General features: G+C 77.8%; 2 protein-coding genes. Both read left to right on the top strand.

All coding sequences use genetic code 11. From position 1 onward, the window contains the following. The coding region (locus WAA21_RS17885) for a CheB methylesterase domain-containing protein (protein WP_336924211.1) at positions 1 to 782 on the top strand (782 nt) is incomplete at its 5' end. Continuing rightward, positions 775 to 1726, top strand: a 952-nt coding sequence (locus tag WAA21_RS17880) for a CheR family methyltransferase (protein ID WP_336924210.1), incomplete at its 3' end; no start/stop codon positions are given. The genes WAA21_RS17885 and WAA21_RS17880, both read left to right, overlap by 8 nt.

Raw genomic sequence — 1726 nt, 5'->3', positions numbered from 1 at the left:
CCGGCCTGCCCGCCGCACGCGCGGGGCTGCTCGGCACGCCCGGCACGCCCGGCACGACCGGTGCGCCCCCGCGCCGTTCCGCGCTCGTCGCCGCGGCCGCCGCCGCGGGCGTCGCCCGGCGGCCGGGCACGGGCCCCGGCCTGCTCCGCCGTCCCCAGCTGCTCGCGATCGGCTCGTCGACGGGCGGGCCGGAGGCGCTGTCCCGCGTCATCGGCGCCATGCCCGCCTCCCTGCCCGTCCCCGTCGTCGTCGTCCAGCACATGCCGGCGGAGTTCACCCAGCTGCTCGCCGACCGGCTCGACCGCACGTGCGCCGTCATCGTCCACCACGCGGAGGACGGCGAGCCGCTGCGGCCCGGCACCGTCCTCGTCGCGCCCGGCGGGCGCCACCTCGAGGTCGTGCGCGACGGCACCGTGCTGCGCGCCCGGCTCAGCGACGCCCCGCCGGAGAACTTCTGCCGCCCCGCCGTCGACGTGCTCTTCCGATCCCTCGCCCGTTCCGTCGGCGGGCAGTGCCTCGCCGTCGTCCTCACCGGCATGGGCGCCGACGGGACGGCCGGCGCCGTCGACCTCGCCGTGACCGGCGCCCCGCTGTGGGCGCAGGACGAGGCCTCCAGCGTCGTGTGGGGCATGCCCGGCAGCCTCGTCGGCGCCGGCCTCGCCGACGAGGTCCTGCCGCTGGACCGCATCGGCCCGGCCCTCGTCGACGCCGTGCTCAGCCGTCCCGGTCCGCTCGCCCCGCTGCCGCGTGCGGCCGTCTCCCCGGCGGTGACCCGTGGCTGAGGGCCGGCCCTCGCCGATGACCCCCGCCGACGCGGCCTGGGTGCGCGACCTCGTGCGCCGGCGCTCCGCGATCGTCCTCGACGAGACCAAGCAGTACCTCATCGACACCCGCCTCGCCCCCATCGTGCGCTCCGAGGGCCTGCAGCACGTCGGCGAGCTCGTCGCCCGCGCCCGGGCCGGCGACCGCCGCGTCACGGGGCTCGTCGTCGACGCCATGACGACGAACGAGACGTCGTGGTTCCGCGACAACGGCCCCTTCGAGGTGCTCCGCACCGCGCTGCTGCCGCACCTCGTGCGGGCGCGCGCGGGCGAGCGCCGGCTGCGGATCTGGTCCGCCGCGTGCTCGTCGGGGCAGGAGGCGTACTCCGTCGCGATGCTGTGCACGGAGGTCGTCCCGCAGGACTGGACCGTCGAGATCGTCGGCACCGACCTGTCGCCCGCCATGGTCGCGCGCGCCCAGGAGGGTCGGTTCTCCCAGCTGGAGGTCAACCGCGGCCTGCCCGCGAGCCACCTCGTGCGCTGGTTCACCCGCGACGGCGCGCACTGGCGCGTCTCGCCGCAGCTGCAGCGCATGACCCGCTTCCGCGAGGGCAACCTTGCCGAGCCCTTCACCGACCTCGGCCGCTTCGACGTCGTCCTGCTCCGCAACGTGCTCATCTACTTCGACGCGGCGACCAAGACGGACATCCTCCGTCGCGTCCGCGGCGTCACCCGCCCCGACGGCGTCCTCGTGCTCGGGGCCGCGGAGTCCGCGCTCGGGCTCGACGTCGGCTGGAACCGGGAGACGGTCGGGACCACGTCGGTGCTCCGGCTCGACGGCGCGCCCCCGCTCGCGGCGACCGGTGCGGCCGCGTCCCGACCCGGGACCGTCCCGCCGCTGCCGCGCGCCCCCGGGCGCGTCGCACCGGCGGCCTGGTCGGCGCCGGCCCCCGGCTCGCCCGCCG

It is taken from the genome of Aquipuribacter sp. SD81 (genome assembly GCF_037153975.1).
Taxonomy (GTDB): Bacteria; Actinomycetota; Actinomycetes; order Actinomycetales; family JBBAYJ01; genus Aquipuribacter.
Note: the sequence above shows the minus strand (reverse complement) of the source record. Positions and strands in the feature narration are given on the sequence as shown.